The 18,630-nt window shown below is 67.5% G+C and carries 14 protein-coding genes and 1 tRNA gene; 7 read left to right on the top strand and 8 right to left on the bottom strand.

The window, feature by feature from the left end; genetic code table 11:
- The first annotated feature begins 219 nt into the window (after positions 1–219).
- On the top strand, positions 220–555 hold the full coding sequence (locus AL346_RS11525; RefSeq protein WP_040404279.1) for a hypothetical protein: 336 nt from the start codon (positions 220–222) through the stop codon (positions 553–555).
- 66 nt (positions 556–621) lie between these two features.
- Here the strand turns inward: AL346_RS11525 and murA are convergent, their stop codons facing one another.
- Positions 622–1,911 carry a UDP-N-acetylglucosamine 1-carboxyvinyltransferase gene (gene murA / locus AL346_RS11520; RefSeq protein ID WP_019401989.1) on the bottom strand — a complete coding sequence of 430 codons (1,290 nt, stop codon included), beginning with the start codon at positions 1,909–1,911 and terminating at the stop codon, positions 622–624.
- 46 nt (positions 1,912–1,957) lie between these two features.
- The gene (locus AL346_RS25030) at positions 1,958–2,212 is read right to left on the bottom strand and encodes a hypothetical protein (RefSeq protein WP_156332739.1); all 255 of its coding nucleotides are present in this window, start codon (positions 2,210–2,212) and stop codon (positions 1,958–1,960) included.
- 208 nt (positions 2,213–2,420) lie between these two features.
- On the opposite strand from AL346_RS25030, the gene hemA reads away from it, so the two are divergent.
- Positions 2,421–3,647: a 5-aminolevulinate synthase gene (hemA, locus tag AL346_RS11515; protein ID WP_019401987.1), complete on the top strand. Its 1,227-nt coding sequence runs from the start codon at positions 2,421–2,423 to the stop codon at positions 3,645–3,647.
- A 122-nt stretch (positions 3,648–3,769) separates the two neighbouring features.
- Positions 3,770–3,844: transfer RNA gene (locus AL346_RS11510), tRNA-Thr, on the top strand.
- 48 nt (positions 3,845–3,892) lie between these two features.
- On the opposite strand, the gene mbfA is transcribed toward AL346_RS11510, so the two are convergent.
- Positions 3,893–4,876 carry an iron exporter MbfA gene (mbfA, locus tag AL346_RS11505; protein WP_019401986.1) on the bottom strand — a complete coding sequence of 328 codons (984 nt, stop codon included), beginning with the start codon at positions 4,874–4,876 and terminating at the stop codon, positions 3,893–3,895.
- 373 nt (positions 4,877–5,249) lie between these two features.
- Between mbfA and AL346_RS25890 the strand changes: the two genes are divergently transcribed.
- The 3 genes from AL346_RS25890 to AL346_RS11490 all read left to right on the top strand — a co-directional run bounded on the left by AL346_RS25890 (position 5,250) and on the right by AL346_RS11490 (position 10,242).
- Positions 5,250–8,579 (top strand): hypothetical protein, encoded by a 3,330-nt coding sequence (locus AL346_RS25890; protein WP_305728450.1) that lies wholly within the window; start codon positions 5,250–5,252, stop codon positions 8,577–8,579.
- Positions 8,580–9,098: 519 nt separating this feature from the next.
- Positions 9,099–9,386 (top strand): hypothetical protein, encoded by a 288-nt coding sequence (locus tag AL346_RS11495; RefSeq protein WP_156332738.1) that lies wholly within the window; start codon positions 9,099–9,101, stop codon positions 9,384–9,386.
- A gap of 76 nt (positions 9,387–9,462) precedes the next feature.
- Positions 9,463–10,242: a DUF4239 domain-containing protein gene (locus tag AL346_RS11490; protein ID WP_053193679.1), complete on the top strand. Its 780-nt coding sequence runs from the start codon at positions 9,463–9,465 to the stop codon at positions 10,240–10,242.
- Positions 10,243–10,246: 4 nt separating this feature from the next.
- Here AL346_RS11490 and AL346_RS11485 read toward each other — a convergent pair whose 3' ends face one another.
- From AL346_RS11485 to AL346_RS11470, 4 genes are all read right to left on the bottom strand, one after another.
- Positions 10,247–11,056, bottom strand: a complete 810-nt coding sequence (locus AL346_RS11485; RefSeq protein WP_019401401.1) for an inositol monophosphatase family protein — start codon at positions 11,054–11,056, stop codon at positions 10,247–10,249.
- A gap of 38 nt (positions 11,057–11,094) precedes the next feature.
- Positions 11,095–12,156, bottom strand: coding sequence for an ABC transporter ATP-binding protein (locus tag AL346_RS11480; protein WP_019401402.1), 1,062 nt, complete (start codon positions 12,154–12,156; stop codon positions 11,095–11,097).
- The gene (locus AL346_RS11475; protein ID WP_019401403.1) at positions 12,153–14,390 is read right to left on the bottom strand and encodes an iron ABC transporter permease; all 2,238 of its coding nucleotides are present in this window, start codon (positions 14,388–14,390) and stop codon (positions 12,153–12,155) included. The genes AL346_RS11480 and AL346_RS11475 overlap by 4 nt, the downstream gene beginning before the upstream one ends.
- Before the next feature lie 239 nt (positions 14,391–14,629).
- Positions 14,630–15,658 carry an ABC transporter substrate-binding protein gene (locus AL346_RS11470; RefSeq protein ID WP_019401404.1) on the bottom strand — a complete coding sequence of 343 codons (1,029 nt, stop codon included), beginning with the start codon at positions 15,656–15,658 and terminating at the stop codon, positions 14,630–14,632.
- Positions 15,659–15,843: 185 nt separating this feature from the next.
- On the opposite strand from AL346_RS11470, the gene AL346_RS11465 reads away from it, so the two are divergent.
- Positions 15,844–16,899: a substrate-binding domain-containing protein gene (locus AL346_RS11465; protein WP_019401405.1), complete on the top strand. Its 1,056-nt coding sequence runs from the start codon at positions 15,844–15,846 to the stop codon at positions 16,897–16,899.
- 77 nt (positions 16,900–16,976) lie between these two features.
- Here AL346_RS11465 and AL346_RS11460 read toward each other — a convergent pair whose 3' ends face one another.
- A complete protein-coding gene (locus tag AL346_RS11460) occupies positions 16,977–18,599 on the bottom strand; it encodes a hypothetical protein (protein ID WP_156332737.1) in 1,623 nt (540 codons plus the stop codon).
- Positions 18,600–18,630 lie beyond the last annotated feature (31 nt).

Raw genomic sequence — 18,630 nt, 5'->3', positions numbered from 1 at the left:
CTCCACGACCGACCGGGTTGCCCCAACTGGCGTCCCGCCCCTGTTGTTATCGGCGCCGCCCGCTGCTGACAACCGATCTGCCGGAGAAACCCGGCGGGGGCAGCAGCCGAGGAAACCATTCGCCTTCATGAAGCGTTCAGCTTCCATGGTGCTATTTGATGAGGACGCGCCGAGACACAAGCGGCCGAAGGCCGCGAGCGGCGCCTGGATGAGACGATGATGACGAGGATCGTTCTGATTGCGCTCGCCGCCGTCGCGGCGCTGATGCTGATCACTCCACCGCCGGCCTCGGCCCAACCCTACGGCTGGGGCCAACGGCCTTATGAGGATGACTACGACGATTGGCGCCCGCGGCGCCCGCCGCCGCGCAACTGGCGCGACGACGGCTGGGACCGCGGTGGCTGGGAGCGCCCCCGCCCGCGCGGCGAGCGCTACGGCAGCGTGTGCGTCACCTCACGCGGGCAGTGCAATGCCGGCTTCCGCGCGCCGCGTAATACGCCCTGCCGCTGCTTCATTCCCGGCTTCGGCGAAAAGCGCGGCGCCATCGGCTACTGAGGGCGCCGCAAGGCTTATCTGAGGACCGTCGACGAGGACCCGGCCCGGTGCCGGGTCTTTGCGTTTTCAGCCCGAGATGCGCTCAATTTCGGCGCCGCAGCGGCCGAGCTTGCTCTCCAGCGCCTCGAAGCCGCGGTCGAGGTGATAGACGCGGTTGACCATCGTCTCGCCTTCCGCGGCGAGCGCGGCGATGACGAGGGAGACGGAGGCGCGCAGGTCCGTCGCCATGACGGGGGCGCCCTTGAGCCGCGCGACGCCGTCGACATAGGCGGTGTCGCCGTCGAGGCGGATACGGGCGCCGAGGCGGGCCAGTTCCTGCACGTGCATGAAGCGGTTCTCGAAGATCGTCTCGCGGATGCGGCTCGTGCCCTTGCCGCGCGTCATCAGCGCCATGAGCTGGGCCTGCAGGTCCGTCGGGAAGCCGGGGAACGGCTCCGTCGTGACGTTGACCGCCTCGATGGCGGCACCGTTGCGACGCACGCGCACGCCCTCGTTGGTCGAGGAGATGTCGACCCCGGCGCCCGACAGCACGTCGAGGGCCGCCTGCAGCAGCTCCGGCCGCGCGCCCTCGAGCAGCACGTCGCCGCCCGTCATGGCGACGGCCATGGCATAGGTGCCGGTCTCGATCCGGTCCGGCAGGACATTGTGCTCGGCGCCGCCGAGCCGCGCCACGCCCTCGACGACGACGCGCGAGGTGCCGGCGCCACTGATGCGCGCGCCCATCTTGACGAGGCAGTCGGCGAGATCGACCACCTCCGGTTCGCGCGCGGCATTGTCGATGACGCTGGTGCCGTGGGCGAGGCTGGCGGCCATGAGGGCGATATGGGTGCCGCCCACCGTCACCTTGGGAAAGGCGAACTCGGCCCCCCGGAGGCCCTTCGGCGCCCGCGTGACCGCATAGCCGCCGTCGATCTCCACCTCGGCGCCCAGCTTCTCCAGCGCCATGAGCAGCAAGTCGACGGGCCGGGTGCCGATGGCGCAGCCGCCGGGCAGCGACACCCGGGCCTCCCCCTTGCGGGCCAGAAGCGGCGCGATGACCCAGAAGCTCGCCCGCATCTTGGAGACGAGCTCGTAGGGCGCGCAGGTGTCGATGATGTCGCGGGCACGCAGGCGGATGGACTGGCCGGTCTCGCTCGTCTGGCCCGGGCGCTTGCCGGCGATGCCGTGATCGACGCCGTGGTTGGAGAGGATGCGCAGCAGAAGCGACACATCCGCGAGCCGCGGCACATTGTGCAGTTCCAGCGTCTCGTCTGTCAGGAGGCTCGCGATCATCAGCGGCAGGGCCGCATTCTTGGCGCCGGAAATGGGAATGACGCCGCCGAGCTTGTGGCCGCCCACGATGCGAATGCGATCCATGTGTCGTTCCTTGATTGACCGGGGCCCGTGGCGGAGGCGCCGGCGATCAGTCCTTCGTGTCTGGGCCAGCGCCCGGCGCCGGCTCTTTCGTGCCATGCGGCGCCTCGCCGCGCGGTTCGGCCGCGCGCTCGCGCATCTGCCGCTTGCGCCGCTTCAGGTTCTCCCGCAGCGCTGCGGCAAGGCGCTCCTTCCTGTCGGGAGGCGGTGCGTGCGACATGCTCGTCGAAGACTTGGGTTCCTCGAAGGTTGATCGATAGCGGGCATCGGCCCCGAGGACAAGCGCCGGTTTCCCCTCCTCCACGCAGGCGATGGTGCAGGGGCCGTCGCAAAGCGCGCGGTGCGCCGCCGCACTGCGGCGATGCGGCCCATTGTGCAGCCGGACGCACTATGGAACGAGAGCAATATAAACGAACACGCGACGAGAACCGCTTGCCCCGGCGCGGTTCCGGTTGTTCACTGGACCAGTTCCAAACTTGGTCTGCCCGCCACGGCGGCAGACGGATGCGATCATGGACTACGACAGCTATTTCGACGAAGCGCTCGGCCTTCTGCACAAGGAGCGTCGCTATCGCGTCTTCATCACCATCGAGCGCGACGCGGAGCGGTTTCCGCGGGCCGTCTGGCACAGCGACGAGGGGCCGCGGGACGTCGTGGTGTGGTGCACCAACGACTATCTCGGCATGGGTCGCCATCCGCAGGTGATCGACGCCATGGTCACGACGGCGCAGCGCATGGGCGCCGGCGCCGGCGGCACGCGCAACATCGCCGGCAACAGCGCCCCGATCGTCGGCCTCGAGCGCGCCCTCGCCGAGCTGCACCGCAAGGATGCCGCGCTCGTCTTCACCTCGGGCTATGTCTCCAACGAGACCGGCATCGCCACCATCGCCAAGCTGCTGCCGGACTGCCTCATCCTCTCGGATGCGCAGAACCACAATTCCATGATCGAGGGCGTGCGCCGCTCCGGCGCCGAAAAGGTCATCTTCCGCCACAACGACCTCGAGCATCTCGAGGACCTGCTGCGCCAGGCGGGCAAGACCCGGCCCAAGCTCATCGTCTTCGAGAGCGTCTATTCGATGGACGGGGACGTCTCCCCGATCCACGCCATCTGCGATCTCGCCGAGCGCTACGGCGCCATGACCTATATCGACGAGGTGCATGCGGCCGGCCTCTACGGCGCGCGCGGCGCGGGCTATGCCGAGGAGGTGGACGCCCTCCACCGCCTCGACGTGATCGAGGCGACGCTCGCCAAGGGCTTCGGCTGCGTCGGCGGCTATATCGCGGCGCGGCGCAACATCATCGACGCGGTGCGCTCGCACGCCCATGGCTTCATCTTCACGACGGCCCTGCCGCCGGCCGTGGCCGCGGCGGCAACCGCCTCGGTGCGGCACCTGATGGAGAGCGGCGAGGAGCGCCAGCACCACCGCCGGCAGGTCGCCCTGACCAAGGCCGCGCTGGCGGCCGCGGGCCTCCCGGTCAAGCCCGGCCCGACGCATATCGTGCCGGTGATGGTGGGCGATCCCGAGCGCGCCAAGCAGGCGAGCGACATGCTGCTCGCCGAGCACGGCATCTATGTGCAGCCCATCAACTATCCGACCGTGGCCCGCGGCACCGAGCGCCTGCGCGTCACGCCGACGCCCTTCCACGACGCGGCCATGATCGAGCATCTCACCGATTCGCTCGTCGCCGTGTGGAAGGTGCTGAAGCTACCCTTCGTCGACCGCGCAGCGGCCGCCTGACGGCCGGCCGCAGGCGACGATCCACAGGCTGTCGGCCCGGACGAAAATGCCGCGCCGACCCGGCTTGCGCCGACGCCCCCCTTGTGGCAGTGTCCGCGCGCTTTCGCCCCCTCAGGGGCCTCGCTGCCGTAGCTCAGTGGTAGAGCACTCCCTTGGTAAGGGAGAGGTCGAGAGTTCAATCCTCTCCGGCAGCACCAGATCCTGACGCAGCCCCTTTCGACGCTCTGCCGCCTTTCGGCGGGACGTCAGGCGTTGCCGATCAGGACGCCCGCGGCGAAGACGAGGCTGCCGCCGAGCACCACCTGGAAGGCCGCGCGCAGGAACGGGGTCTCCATGTAGCGGTTCTGGATGAAGGCGATGGCCCACAGCTCGACGAAGACCACGGCCACGGCGATCATCGTCGCCGTCCAGAACGATGGAATGAGATAGGGCAAGGCATGGCCGAGCCCGCCGATGGCGGTCATGATGCCTGACGCGAGCCCGCGCTTGACGGGTGAGCCGCGGCCCGAGAGCTTGCCGTCGTCGTGGGCTGCCTCGGTGAAGCCCATGGAGATGCCGGCGCCGACAGAGGCCGAGAGGCCGACGAGGAAGGTCTGCCAGGTGTCCTGAGTGGCGAAGGCGGCGGCGAAAATCGGCGCCAGTGTCGAGACGGAGCCGTCCATCAGCCCGGCGAGGCCCGGCTGGACGAAGGTCAGGATGAACTGGCGGCGCTCGCTCTGCCGCTCCTCCTCCTGAACGCTTTCCGGTGCGTGGGCGAGGCCGAGCCGCCTGGCGAGGCTTTCGTGAACCTGCTCGGCCGCCGCCAGATCGCCGAGCAGCTTGCGGGTCGAGGCGTCGCCGGCGCGCTTGGCTGCCTCCACGTAAAAGCGGTGCGCCTGCGCCTCCATCTCCTCCGCCTGCTGGCGCACCTTGTCGATGCCGAGGGGGCGCACCAGCCAGTCCGGCTTGCGCTCGTAATAGCCCCTCACATGCTCGCGGCGCAGCAGCGGGATGCGATCGCCGAACCGGGTCCGGTAGAGATCGATGAGCGCCTGCCGGTGCCGGTCCTCCTCCCGCGCCATCTCCTCGAAGACCTTGGCCGACTGGGGAAAGGCCTCGCGCAGCCCGTCCGCATAGGCAAGATAGATACGCCCGTCGTCCTCCTCCGAGGAGATGGCGAGCGCCAGGATTTCCTGTTCGGAAAGCGAATCGAAGGAGCGGCGCCCGAAGCCGAAAACCCTGGAAAGCATCGATGATCGCCCCTAAGATTGGAATTCTTCTAATCTATTGTGCAGCGCCGCAGAAGGCAACGGGCTCGTCTGTATCGCCAAGGGCGGCGGGACGCCGCAGAAGGATAGCTGTCATCGGCACCGGACCTCGGGGCAGGCGCAGGCGCGAAGGAAGCATGCGCCCGCGGCTGAAGGCGCAGAGGAGCAACCGGCTCGCGGCCATACGCCCGCCGACATTGCCGCAGTCGCTGCCGGCCGGCAGCGCCGGCAACGGCCCAGCGTATTCGCACCATCTGTTCTGATGATGGATCGGCCCCATAACCACGCGCGATAATGAAAATCTTAATATAATTTAAGACGTATAAGATATGGGCGCGATATGCATGCAAAACGCATGTGCAAGCGATTCCCATGTCAATCCCCGCCGCATAAATTCAGAACCAGCGATCCGGGGCCGCCGCAAAGACCGGCAGGCCCCGCAGCCATCGCAGGCCATCGGAACCAATCATCGGACAACCATTTTCGTCTGGCGGCTGACCTTATTTCTTTCATTTACCGGAGAATTGATATGGCAAATGATGGCGACGACCTCGTCGAGGTCGCGGTGAATCAGGCTGGCTACGAAGACACGCCGGGCGATGGCGACGCGCCCCCGGCATCGAGCAGCCCCGACGACGGGCATGTCCATGCCCTGAGCTCGGCCATCCCCGGCCTCGTATTCCATGGCGGTGAAGGCGACGACAGCCTGGACGGGACGGACGGCGACGATATCCTCTATGGCCACGGCGGCAACGACACGCTCAACGGCGGCGCCGGCGACGATACCCTCGACGGCGGCGCGGGGGCCAACGAGCTGACGGGCGGCGCGGGGAACGATACGTTCGTCTTCGATCCGCTGTCGGGCTCCGTCGAGATCAAGGACATTTCCTATGAGGCGGGCAATTACGACAGGGTCAACATCCAGGCGCCCGTGCTGAGCTACAATCACCTGAAGGCGCTCGCGGTCAATTATTGGGATCCCACAGGCTGGACATCAACCACGATTCACATCGGCGAAGGCCTGAGTTTCTACCATAAGTACATCGAGCACATTGCCCCGGAGGTGTTCGGCTTCTCGTCGGAAGGACGCCCCGGCTCGGTCTACCTGCGGGGCGGCACAGGGGACGAGATCCTGAGCGGCGGCGACGGCGATGACGTGCTGGTCGGCCATCATGGCACCGATACCCTCGTCGGCGGAGACGGACGCGACGTCTTCCTCAATCGCGGCGGCCACATCGTCATCGAGGATTTCACGGCCGAGGACTATCTCGACCTGCGCTACTGGGGGTACACCACCTTCGACGCGTTGATGGCGACTGCCACGGAGCAGAACGGCGACGTGCTCTTCACCATCGATGAAATGACGGTGCTGGTGAAGAACTTCACCAAAGCCCAGTTCACACCCGAGATGCTGCTGGTCAACGTCGCCGGCTCGGGCACCGGAACTGCCGGAGACGACACCATGACCGGCGGAACCGGCGACGACACGATCGACGGCGGTGACGGCAACGACAGCATCGACGGCGGGGGCGGCCACGACACGCTCTGGGGCGGGGCCGGCAACGACACGCTCAATGGCGGCGACGGCAACGATCTGCTGCTCGGCGGAGAGGGAGACGATGTCCTCAACGGCGGGAACGGCGACGACACGCTCGATGGCGGCGGAGGATACAACCAGCTGACCGGCGGCGCCGGGAACGATACGTTTGTCTTCGATCCTCGGGCCGGCGGCGCCGATATCAGGGACCTGTCCTACGAGGCAGGGAATTACGATAGATTAGATATAAAAGCAAATATAACGAGCTATAATCATCTTCTTGCCCTCTCACAGCACTGGGCAGACCATACCGGCTGGCACGCCACCAGCATTTATATTGGATCCGGCATCAGCTTGTATCGAGTCAATATCAATGATATCGCTCCCGAAGCATTCGGCTTCTCGCCGATACAAAACTCCGAAGAGGTTTTCCTCGTCGGCGGCACGGATGATGAAATATTGACCGGCGGCGCCGGCAACGATGTGCTTGCTGGCAGCGGTGGCACCGATACCCTGATCGGCGGGGCAGGCCGTGACGTGTTCCTCAATCTCGGGCAGTGGCATGGCGGATCTCCTCCCACCAATAGCGGCAGCCACGTCGTCATCGAGGATTTCACGGCCGAAGACTATCTCGACCTCCGGAACTGGGGCTACACCACCTTCGACGCGCTGATGGCGATCGCCACCGAGCAGAACGGCGACGTGCTCTTCACCATCAACGAGAACACGACGGTGCTGGTGAAGAACTTCACCAAGGCCCAGTTCACGCCCGAGATGCTGCTGGTCAACATCGCCGGCTCGGGCACCGGAACTGCCGGAGACGACACCATGACCGGCGGCACCGGTGACGACACCATCCACGGCGGTGACGGCAACGACAGCATCGACGGCGGGGGCGGCCATGACACGCTCTGGGGCGGGGCCGGCAACGACACGCTCAACGGCGGCGACTTCAACGACAGCCTTGATGGCGGCGACGGCAACGACAGCCTCTCCGGCGACCAGGGCGACGACACGCTCTCCGGAGGCCAGGGCGACGACACGCTCACCGGCGGGACGGGCAACGACCGGTTCATCTATAGCTCCGGCGCGGACACGATCACCGACTTCTCGCGCGTGGCGGGCAACCGCGACGTCATCGATCTCTCGGCAACCGGCCTCACCACCTTCGCCGACATCATGGCCACCGCCCAGCAGGTGGGCAGCGACACCGTCTTCACCTTCGGCCCCGGACGGACCCTGACCGTCAGGAACACCACCGTCGATGCCTTCGTGCCGGGCGACTTCGACCTCGCCAATGCCGTCATCGGCACGCCCGAGAACGACCTTCTCGTCGGCACGCCCTATGAGGATCATTTGAGCGGTGGGGCCGGCAACGACACCATCCTCGGCGACGACGGCAACGACACCATCTTCGGCAGCATCGGCAATGAGATCATCTACGGCGGCGGGGGCGACGACCTCATCTCGTCGGAGGAAGATGACGATCAGGTCTACGGTGAGGCCGGCAACGACACCATCCACGGCGGCAGCGGCAACGACACCCTCGACGGCGGCGACGGCGACGACTGGCTCGACGGTGGAGATGGCGACGACAGCCTCATCGGCGGGGCCGGCAGGGATACGCTCCTCGGCGGCGAAGGCAACGATCATGTAGCGGCCGGTGACGGCGACGACCTCGTCTTCGGCGAAGCGGGCAACGACACCCTGCTCGGTGAAGGTGGCAATGACACCATGGACGGCCACGACGGCGACGACTTCCTCTCCGGCGGTGACGGCAACGACGAGCTCTACGGCAGCGCCGGCAACGACACGCTCGAGGGTGGCAATGGCGACGACACGCTGATCGGTGGCGACGGCGACGACGTGCTCGCCGGCGGGGCGGGCGACGACTGGCTGTTCGGCGGAGCCGGGCACGACACCTTCGTCTTCCGGCCGGACGAGGGCCTCAGCCGGGTCATGGACTTCAACGTGGGCGGCGAGATCGACTCCGTGAGCCTGCAGGGATTCGGCTTCACGAGTGTGGCCGAAGCCGCCTCCTTCTTCGCCGACACGGACGGTGGGGTCTATTTCGACCACAACGGCACGCAGATCGCCATCTTCGGCATCGACAAGGCAACGCTCGAGAGCAGCCTGCTCGTCGCCTGACCTGCGAGGCACGACGATGAGGCCGGCGGCCGTGCCGCCGGCCTCATCGCCCTGTCTGCGGCATCGGCTCGGTGCTCCTGCCCGAGGAAGCGGGCGGCCGATGCCTTCAGGCAAGGTTCATCTGATACGCGTGAAGATCGATCGCCACTTTGATGCGGAACGCAGGGGTGGCGCGGCAACTGCGATCAGGGGGGATCGCATCATGAGGCAGGAAGCTCATACCGATCAGGCATGCTCCGCCGTCTCGCGGCGGCATGGGACGCACGCCGGTGCGCGTGGCCGAATGCGACGGCTCAAGGCCCGGGCAAGCGCCCGCCGGCCATGAACGGTGCAGAAAGGCCGGCATTGTCCGGCCGGACGATCGACCGCTGGCGCCTAGGCTTTTCCGCGGTCACACCACCTCTCGTACGGCTCGCCCCCGCGCAGCGGGAAACGGGCGCCGGGATCCTTCGCTTGCGAGGGACGACACCGGCACCGGGCGAACAGCGCCGACGTCCGACGTAGCAAGGAGTGCAGCTCTTGCGCGAACCACCCATCCCGCCAGCCGTCATGGCCGAGGGCTTCGTCACCGCAGCCCTGCTGGAGACGGTCGAGGCCCTCGCCCACGCCCTGAGAACCCAGGGCGGCGACCCTTCGCGGCTGCTCGACCTGATCGAGGCGCGCCTCGACGAGGTCCATTACCGGGCCGAGCAGCAGGCCCGCAGCTACCAGCTCGACCGGGCGGCCGAGGCCTCGACCATCACCCGGCAGCGAATCCGCGAGATCTTCAGCGATCTGCGCGAGAAGCTGGGCGCTCTCATCAACTGAGTCGCCGGGGGAACTATGGTGCCGCACAGGCGATTGGCGCAAAGTATCGCGAGCGACGACGGCCGGAGCGCCCGCGATGCCTTTCACTGACGTGATCTATCGCTTCTCCAACAGCGTTCTCGCCATCGTCTTCGTCGGGGTGGCCGTCACCGCATCGGTCCTGCTGCCCCTTATCGGCACGCGCCTCCTGAAGCAGGAGCAGGCGACGGCTCGGGCCGGCTTCGCGCTCGACGCCTTCAAGCTCATCGGCCCGGTCATCGCCATCTTCACGGCCTTCACGCTGCTGCAGGCGATCAACCGCTACCGGGAGGCCGAGACGCTCGTCCTGCGTGAAGCCACCGAGATCACGCAGCTCGACCGCGCGCTGCGGAGGCTCGGCGCGGAGGCGGCACCGATTCGCGCCGCGCTCGCCGCCTACGGCCAGTCCGTCGTCACGCAGGAGTGGCCGGCCCTGAAGAACGGACGCGAGAGCGCCGAGACGCAGGCGCTGTTTCACGACCTCATCGACCGCATCCACGCCGTGCATCAATGGACGGACGTGGAGGCCGCGACACGCGAGTCGGTCGACGACGCGGCGGACGAGCTCGTGGATATCCGGGCGTTGCGCCTCAACGCGGCGACGACGGGGCTGCCCACCATCTTCTGGCAGGTTCTCGGCAGCCTCATCGTGCTGCTTGCCGCCGAGGCGCTCCTCTTCCGCTTCGACTGGAACCTCGTGGTGCCGAAGGCCGGCTATGCCGCGGCGATCGCCCTGCTCGTCGCTCTGCTCGTCATCCTGGACTATCCCTTCCGGGGCCAGCAGAGCGTCGGGCCCGAGCCGATCACGCGGGCGCTCGCGCATATCGCGCGGTATTGAGCCTTCAGGCCGCCCGCGGCAGGCCGGCGATCCGGCTGAGCTCGGCGACGGCGCCGGGCGCGGCGGCCATCACGGGCGCGCCGCGCGTCAGGCCCTCGCCGGCCGCCGGGAACGGCAGCAGCGCCCCGCCCGCCTCGGCGACGAGGCAGTAGCCGGCGAGGCAATCCCAGGCGTGCATGTAGGGCTCGTAGTAGCCGACAAGGCGCCCCGCCGCGACATAGGCCAGCATGAGCGCGCCCGAGCCGTTGCGGATGAAGTTGCCGCCCATGCCGAGCAGGCGCTCGACAATGCCGGCGAACTCGGCCGGCGCGACGTGGTGATTGGCGCCGAGGCCGACGACGCCGTCGCGCAGGGAACGCCCGGTGGACACGTGCATGGGCGCCTCGTTGAGCGTCGCGCCCTGCCCCTTGCCTGCCGCGTAGAGCTCATCCACGCAGGGCGCGAAGATGACGCCGACCACCGGTTCGTCGCCGGCGAGCACGGCGATCGAGACGCACCAGTTGGGCATGCCGTTGACGAAGGGGCTGGTGCCGTCGATGGGGTCGAGCACCCAGGTGAAGCCGGACGTGCCCTCGGTGAGGCCGTATTCCTCGCCGAGCACGCCGTCACCGGGATGGGCCTCGGCGATGCGGGCGCGCAGCATCTCCTCGACCCGCCTGTCGGCGATGGAGACGACATCCTGCGGGTTGGCCTTGGCCTCGACGACCAGCGTCTCGCGCGCATTGAAATAGGCTAGTGCCACGGCCCCCGCATCGCGGGCGAGCGTGCGGGCGAGCGCCAGGCGCGCCTCGACGTCTGCGGCATCGACTGTCATGGATGTCCTCGTTGTCTCGTGAAGGGCGCGTAGCACCTTCACGCGGTGATGATGGCGACCCCGCGGTTGTGGAGCCCGATCGCGACCGGCGTCGTCGCGGCAAGGCTCCGCTCCACGTCCGGATCGACGACATAGAGCGTTCCGACCTCCGTCTCCACCTCATATTCGACGTGGTCGCCGAGATAGGCCGCATGGCGCACGAGGCCCTTGAGCCCGCCGTCGTCTGCCGGGGCGAGGCGGATGGCATTGGGCCGGATGGCGAGTTTGGCCGGCCCCGGCCGGGCCGCGCGGCCCGGCACGCGATGCTCGAGGGCGCCGAGCCGCACCACGGCCTCGGCTCCCTCGACGCCGACGACCTCGCAGGGCACGACATTCGCCTCGCCCATGAAGTCGGCGATGAAGGAGGAGGCGGGCGATTCGTAGAGCGCCCGCGGCGGCCCCTCCTGCGCGATGCGGCCCTCGACCATGACGACGATGCGATCGGAGACGGCGAGCGCCTCCTCCTGATCGTGCGTCACATAGACGGCCGTGAAGCCGAGGCGCTGCTGCAGCTCGCGGATCTCGGTGCGCACGCGCCGGCGCAGGCGCGCATCGAGGTTCGACAGGGGCTCGTCGAGGAGCAGCACCTGCGGCTCCAGCACGAGGGCGCGTGCCACTGCGACGCGCTGCTGCTGCCCGCCGGAGAGCTCGGCCGGCAGGCGAGCGCCGAAGCCGGCGAGGCCGACGAGGGCGAGCCCCGCCTCGGCCTTCTCGCGCGCCTCCGCCTTCCGAAGACCCGAGGATTCGAGGCCGTAGGCGACGTTCTCGATGACCGTCATGTGCGGGAAGAGCGCATAGGACTGGAAGACCATGGACACGTCGCGCTCGTTCGCCGGCAGCATGGTCACGTCCTTGCCGCCGATGAGGATGCGCCCGTCGGTCGGGTGCTCGAGCCCGGCGAGCATGCGCAGCGTGGTCGTCTTGCCACAGCCCGAGGGGCCGAGCAGCGTGACGAGCGTGCCCGGCTCGATCGTCAGCGACAGGTCGTGGATCGCCGTGAAGGTGCCGAAGGTCTTGCGAACGTGCTCGAAGACGACCGAGCCGGTCTTCAACCCGTTCATGCGATTTTCTCCTTGATTGTCTCCGCCGGCAGCGGACGGACCGCGGCCGGGGCGGCGATGCGCGTCTCGCGCCGCAGGCGCCGCTCGCCGACGGCGAGCTGGAAGCCGGCGATGACGACGAGCATGACCACGATCAGCATGGAGGAATAGGCGATGGCGACGCCGTATTCCCCGTTCTCGACAAGGCCGACGATATAGGCGGTGGCCATGTTGTACTTGGCGCTGACGAGGAACACGACGGCGCTGATGGAGGTGATCGCCCGCACGAAGGAATAGACGAGCGCCGCGACGATGGCGGGCCGCAGCAGCGGCAGCACCACGTGGCGGATGGTGCGCCAGCTCGAGGCGCGCAGCGTGAGCGAGGCCTCGTCGAGGCTCGCGTCGATCTGCGTCATGGCCGCGACGCCGCCGCGCACGCCCACCGGCATGTTGCGGAAGACGAAGCAGGCGATGAGGATGAGGGCCGTGCCCGTCATCTCCAGCGGCGGCAGGTTGAAGGCCATGATGTAGCTGATGCCGATGACCGTGCCGGGGATGGCGAAGCTCATCATCAGCGCGAATTCGAAGACGTTGCGGCCGACGAAGCGCTGGCGGACGATGAGATAGGCCGTCAAGAGGCCGACCGCAGCCGTCAGGGGCGCCGCGACGAGCGCGATCATCATCGTCGTCCAGAACGAATCCCAGGCGACGCCCGTCCAGGCGATGGAGCCGTCACGGAAGGCGAAGGAGAAGGCGCGCTCGAAATGGGCGAACGTCAGCGAATTGTCGAGGCCCCAGGTGTTCACGAAGCCGCCGACGAGAATCATGCCGTAGACGACGAGGGTGAACGCGGTCCACGGGATGACGAGCGCATTGACGCCGATGGCGAGCGGCCGCGGCAGCGCCGGATGCACGCCGCCGTCGCCCTTGCCGGTGACGGTGGCGAAGTTCCTGCCCGTGAGCCACAGCCGCTGCGCCAGGAAGGCCGACAGCGTGAAGCAGAGCAGGACGATGGCGAGCACGGCCGCCCGGGAGGGGTCGGTCTGCGCGCCGACGACGGCGAAGAAGATCTCGGTGGAGAGCACGCCGTGGCTGCCGCCGAGCACCAGCGGATTGCCGAAATCGGCCATGCTCTCGATGAAGCCGATGAGGAAGGCGTTGGCGAGGCCCGGCTTCATGAGCGGCAGCGAGACGTGCCAGAAGGTGCGCCAGCGGTCGGCGCGCAGGGTCTGCGACGCCTCCTCCATGGAGGGGCTGACGCCCTCGACGACGCCGATGAGGACGAGGAACGAGATCGGGGTGAAGGAGAGCATCTGGGCGATCCAGATGCCGGTGAGGCCGTAGAGCCAGCGCCCCGGCTCGACGCCGAAGAGGTCGGAGAGGAAGGTCGTCACGACGCCGGCGCGGCCGAAGAGCAGGATGAGCGCGAGGCCGATGACGAAGGGCGGCGTGATGATCGGCAGCACGGTCAGCAGCCGCAGGCCCTTCTTGAAGGGGAAGCGCGTGCGCGTGGCGACGAGCGCGAAGGCGAGGCCGAGGACGGTCGAGCCGGTGGCCGTCATCAGCGCCAGCCACAGCGTGCGCCAGGCGACGCCGCAACGCCCTCCCCCGATGACGCAATCGAGGCTCCAGATGGCCGGATCCCGGATGTTGCGCATGAAGCCCGAGGGCTCGAAGGAGCCGTCGAAGTCCTGCACCGAGCCGACGAACATGCTCAGCACCGGATAGAACACGAAGACGGCGACGAGGGCGACGAGAAGAGCGATGGCGGCGATGACGAAGAAATCGCCCTTCATCACGCCCTGCTCGGCGAGCCCCGCCGAGAACAGGAAGAGGAAGGTGAGCCCCACGAGGACGGCACCGGCGCCCATGGCCGGCTGGCCGGTGGCGAGCGGCCCGAAGAGCGCCTCGCCGATGTCCCAGCTCCAGCCGCCGAAGGTGATGGCGAAGCCCTGCAGGACGAGGAAGGCCATGCCGGCCGCGCCGAGAGCGACGAGCAGGCGTCCGCGCGACACGGCCGGAGCGGCGAAGCGGACAGCGGCTGCGGCAAGGAGCAGCGCGGCGACGACGGCGAGCCACCAGCGGCCCTGCGCCGCCATCTGCACCAAGGCCGGCGCCTCCTCGGCGCCGAAGGGGAACTGCGCCGGCCAGCGAAAGGCGTAGAACCCCTCGTCGATCCTGTACCAGGGCAAGAGCACGAACCCGGCGAGGCCGAGGCCGAGCGCCATGTCCACTCTGCGGTCGCGATGCTCCATGAGAGGTTCCGTACTGGAGAGGTTCCGTATGGGGCGGCCCTGCGCGGGGCGGAGCGGAAAAGAGCGGCACGTCCCCTCTCCCGGCCTGCGGGGAGAGGGGTGGGTGAGGGAGAACCGTTTCCGCAAATGCGGGGGCTCGGGCTTGCGTCAGCCCTTGCCCCTCGCCCCAACCCTCTCCCCGCGAGCGGGGAGAGGGAGTTACGGCCATGCAAGACGCCGCTCGTCTGCCAAGTCCCTGCTCAGTTCGCCAGCGTGCCGATCTCGCGGTCCCAGCGCTGCAGCAGGGCCTTGCGCTTCTCCGGATCGCCGTAAGTCTTGAAGTCGTAGTCGATGAGCCGGACGTCCTCGAACTTCGGCGCCTCGGGCGGCACCTCGGCATTCTTGTTGGACGGCAGCTGGAAGGACTTTGCCTCCTTCATCTGCGACTGCACTTCCGGCGACAGCACCCAGTCGTACCACTTCTTAGCGTTGTCGAGGTTGCGCGCACCCTTGACGATGGACATGGAGCCGATCTCGTAGCCCGTGCCCTCGCAGGGGGCGACGACCTTCACGGGGAAGCCCTCGACCGCCTGCGCCACGGCATCGTGCATGAAGACGATGCCGACCGTCGTCTCGCCGCGCGCCGCGGCCTTCACCGGCGCCGAGCCGGACTTGGTGTATTGCGAGACGTTGGCGTTGAGCTTCTTCAGATAGTCGAAGGCCTTCTCCTCGCCCATGATCTGCACGAGCGTGGCGAGCGCCGTATAGGCCGTGCCCGAGGAATTGGGATTGGCCACCTGGATCTCGCCCTTGAAGCCTGGATCGAGGAGGTCGGCCCAGCATTGGGGCTCCTTCAGGCCTTTCTTCGCCAGAATGTCGGCGTTGTAACCCCAGCCGAGCGCGCCGGCATAGACGCCGACCGTGCGGTAATCAGCGCTCTCGGCCTGCTTGACAGCCCAGGTCTGCAGCTCGGGAAGGCGCGGCGACTTGTATTCGAGCGTCAGTCCCTCGGAGGCGGCCTGCAGGTGCGGATCGCCCGTGCCGGCCCACCAGACGTCCGTCTTCGGGTTGCGTGCCTCGGCGCGGACCTTGGCATAGGCCTCGCCGGAGGACATGCGCACCATGTTGACGTCGATGCCCGTCTCCTTCTCGAAGCGGTTCTCGAGCAGTTCGCAGATGACGACGTCAGCCGAGCAGATGAGATTGAGCGAGCCCTGGGCCAGCGCAGCCGCAGGCGTGAACTGGACGGCAGCGGCAACCGCCGCAACGGCGACAAAACCGGAACGCATGTCTTCCTCCCCCTTGCGCGCCGCTGTTTCCGCGGCGTCTGTCTTTGCAACCGTGTGCAAAGGTTCCATGCAGCCATGGCCCCTGTCAAGAAACATGACGGGCAAATTTTTCTGCAACGCCGTTGCACGCTGTTGCAAGGCGGTGCATAGGGAAAGCATTCCCTGACGACGGCTGCAGGATCGCCATGCCATCGCCCCGAAAGTTCGTCAGCGCCCGTGAGGTGGCCGAACGTGCCGGCGTGTCGCGCTCGGCCGTGTCACGCGCCTTCACGCCGGGGGCGAGCGTCTCCGAGGACACGCGCCGGCGCGTCCTGGAGGCGGCGAACGCGCTCGGCTACCACGTCAACCATCTCGCCCGCGGGCTGTCGCTGAAGGAGAGCGGCATCGTCTGCCTTGTCGGCTCGGAACTCGGCACGCCCTACCGGGCGAATCTCGTGAAGGCCATGACGCAGGCGGCGCAGGACGCCGGCAAGGTGGCCATGGTCATCAACACCGACCGCTCGGATGCGAGCGTCGGCGCCGCCCTCCGGCAGGCCCTGCACTATCGCGCCGATGCCTCGATCATCCTGTCGGGCCTGCCCGACAAGTCGATCACGCGCCTGTGCCTCGAGAACGGCCAGCGCATCGTGCTGATCAACCGCGATGACGACCAGGAAGGGCCGCTGCGCATCAACCTCAAGGATGGCGAGGCGGCGCGGCACACGCTCACCGCCTTCCTGCGCGCCGGCTGCCGGCGCCTCGCCTTCGCCAATTCCGAGGCAGGCACCCCGAGCCTGATGGCGCGCGAGCGCGGCTTCCTCGCCGCAGCCGGCGCCATCGGCCTGACGGTCGCCGTCGAGCGCTTCGGCCCGAGCGTGTATGACAGCGGACGCGAGCTGGCGCGGCGCCTGCTCACCGCCCGCGAGCGGCCGGACGCCGTCTTCTGCGCGACGGACCTCATCGCCTGCGGCTTCCTCGACGCCGCACGCCACGAATTCGGCCTCGCCGTGCCGGAGGACCTGTGCGTCACCGGCTTCGACGACATCGAGCAGGCGGGCTGGTCCTCCTACGGCCTGACGACCTTCGCCCAGCCGGTGTCCGACATCGCCCGCGAAGCCTTCGCCTGGCTGATGCTGGCACCGGAGGAGGCGACACGGCGCCCTGCCGCCGTGGAGCTCGAGGCCCGCATGGTCTGGCGCCGGACAGTGCGGGGCTACGCGCAGGACCTGTCGCCGGACCTGCGCTCCGCCGCAGGAGCCTGACGCGCCCGAAGGCGTAAGCGGTAACCGCCGCGCCGCGGTGGGCGGCTTTCGCCCCAATCGGTTCCGGCATGAGCTCCTCAATCACCCTTCCGGGATGCAGCGGAAGGGAGCTTGTCCCAGCGGCCGGAAGGCTGTTGCAGTTGCCACGATGAGCCCTGCCCGAGCGATGACCGGCCGGCGCGCTCGGAGCCAGTCGTATGCAGGCGTTCCTGGCGCTCCGTCACGGGCAGCGGCGCCATGCGCTCGTCGGGCTCCAGCGGGGTTGCACGGTTATAGGCATGACCGAACAGCTGGACCGGCATCAGGTCTCCACTCTCGTCGCGCGACAAGGGCGGGTTGACGGGTCGGTCGTTCAGATAGCGTACCAGGTGCTCCGCCCGGTCCGCATAATTGGCCGCCCGCGTCACCTGGAGCTCGGCGGGCCCGCTCAGATAGGCCTTCAGGTCCTGCGAACGGTTATAGCCGAATTGCGTGAGACGCTCGAAGCCCTTGCCACCGTTGCGATAGGCGACATCCTGCGCCGACATCGGCGCAATCACGTCTCCGATGAGAGGCGGCAGGCGCTCCTTCGTTCCCTTGGCGACGGCGCGCGCCACGTCCTCCAGCTTCCAGCCCCGCTTCATGAGGGAGGCCAGCTGCCGCCCTCCGGGGGTCGCCATCATGGCGAGGTCGAGGCCCAGCTCGATGGCAAAGCCCTTGAGGTCCCCCTCCGTGAGCGCTTCCACCGCGCCGACGAAGGGGCCGAGATTGTTCACGAGGTCGCCGAGGGCACCCACGACGATCTCCGCCAGGCTTGCCTCGCGCAGTGGCTCGCGGAATGTCTCCACGTAATCGTTCAGGATATTCTTCAGCTCCGAATCGATGTCCTTCAGCTCGAAGACCTTTTCCGGGATCTTTCCAGGCTGGGCGAGATCACCGGTGATCGACAGGAATGTCAGGCTTTCCCTGGCCGGATGGCCGACCATGATGCTGTCCGTCGCGTCCGGGCCGTTCATGCCGTCCCGGCTCAACCGGCGCAGCGCGCCCGTGGAGAAGCTGAACGTATATCGCTTGTACGAGTTCTTTCTTTCCGCCTCTTCGATCGCGCCGATCTCTCCGCCGAGCTTCAGCCAGGGGGCGGGGTTGTGTCTGGGCTTTACATAGAATTCGAGCCCCGAGACCTGCCCGTCCCAGGGCCCGCCAACCACCTTCCGGTAGGTGGCCGCGAGCTGAAGACGCCTCTCCCCGACATCCGCCTTTCCGGCGAAGGCGTTCTTGACGGGATCGCCATCCGGCAGCTGCTGCAGCGAATCCCGGTACAGCGTCATCATGGCCTCGACCGTCCGAAGCTTCACATCATCGAAATCCCTGTCGAAAAGCTGGTTCACCTTCCCGATCTTGCTGCGAGGATCAAGCAGCCCCTTGCCCTCGAGAATATTCAGGAACATCATGACGGGACTGTATTTCCACACCTTGGCGAAGTAGTCCTCGATAAGCTCGCCAGCCCCCCAGGTCTTCGGATGTTCGTAGCCGTTCTCCACCGAGACCTGCGATCTCGGCTTGAGCCTTGCATCGGGACTGCCAAGGGTGCGCGCGGCATCCCGCGCGGCGGAAGCCGAAGGCGGCGCATTGCGATCGAACAGAATACTCGCCGAATTCTTCGGAAGCGGCTGAACGTATCTCTCTAGATGCCCATTCCCATAACTGACCGGGACCGACATATCCCACCTCTTACTGCAATAAATATAGAAA

Origin of the sequence: Chelatococcus sp. CO-6, from assembly GCF_001271345.1 — a bacterium.
Taxonomy (GTDB): Bacteria; Pseudomonadota; Alphaproteobacteria; order Rhizobiales; family Beijerinckiaceae; genus Chelatococcus_A; species Chelatococcus_A caeni.
Note: the sequence above shows the minus strand (reverse complement) of the source record. Positions and strands in the feature narration are given on the sequence as shown.